General features: G+C 69.9%; 1 protein-coding gene. It reads right to left on the reverse strand.

Features of this window, described 5'->3' with window-relative positions:
• A partial coding sequence (locus ACEN88_RS32870) for an FAD-dependent monooxygenase (RefSeq protein ID WP_413346474.1) occupies positions 1-909 on the reverse strand: 909 nt, incomplete at both ends.

Genomic DNA, 909 nt, shown 5'->3' on the forward strand with positions numbered 1-909 from the left:
ACGCCACATACCCATCGGGCCGGATCAGCATCGCGGCCGGCAGCGGCACCGCGCCGACGACGGGCAATTCGCACACGCCATCGAACGTCGCCTCGATCCGTTTCACGCGGCCGCCGTCGACCATCGCGCCCAGTCCCACGTCGAGCAGCACCGGCCGCCCGTCATGCAGCAGCGCGTAGACGCGGGTCGGCCCCGCCGCCGTAACGATGTCCAGGTCCGGCATGCGCCGCCCGAGCAGCGGGTGGCCGGCGCCCAGGTCGTAGCGGATGTCCAGGCCGGCGATCATCGCGCCGAAACGCCTGCGCGGCTCGTCCATCGCGAGCATCTCCGCGACGAATTCGCCCAGCACGGGCGTGCGGTCGTCCGGGCGCCGCAGCACACCTTGCGCGATCGTGTTGCGCAGCACGCGCGCTGCGGCGGGATGGCGTTCGGCCTGATAGGTATCGAGCAGCGCCGCCGGCGATACACCCTTCACGACCTGCGCCAGCTTCCACCCGAGGTTGACGGCATCCTGCACGCCGAGATTGAGGCCCTGCCCGCCCAGCGGCGGATGGATGTGCGCGGCGTCGCCCGCGAGCAGGATGCGGTCCTTGCGATAGGCGTCCGCCTGGCGCACGGCGTCGCTGAAGCGGGACAGCCACGTGGAAGAATGGATGCCGAAATCGGTCCCATAGATGACTTTCAGGCCCGCGGCGAGTTCGTCGAGCGTCGGCTCGCCGGCCGCCTGCGGATCGCGTCCGGCCAGCACGACGCCGACCGTCTCGCCATCGTCGAGCATGGACATCGCATGGCGGCTGGATGCGTCCTCGTGGAAGCCGAGTACCGGCTTTTCGCGCATTTTCACTTCGGCGATGATCCAGCTCGTCGACGCATCCCAGCCCGGGAAGCCGATGCCGGCCAGCTTGCGGA

It is taken from the genome of Massilia sp. CT11-108 (assembly GCF_047302915.1).
In the GTDB taxonomy this organism is placed as follows: Bacteria; Pseudomonadota; Gammaproteobacteria; order Burkholderiales; family Burkholderiaceae_D; genus Telluria; species Telluria orientalis.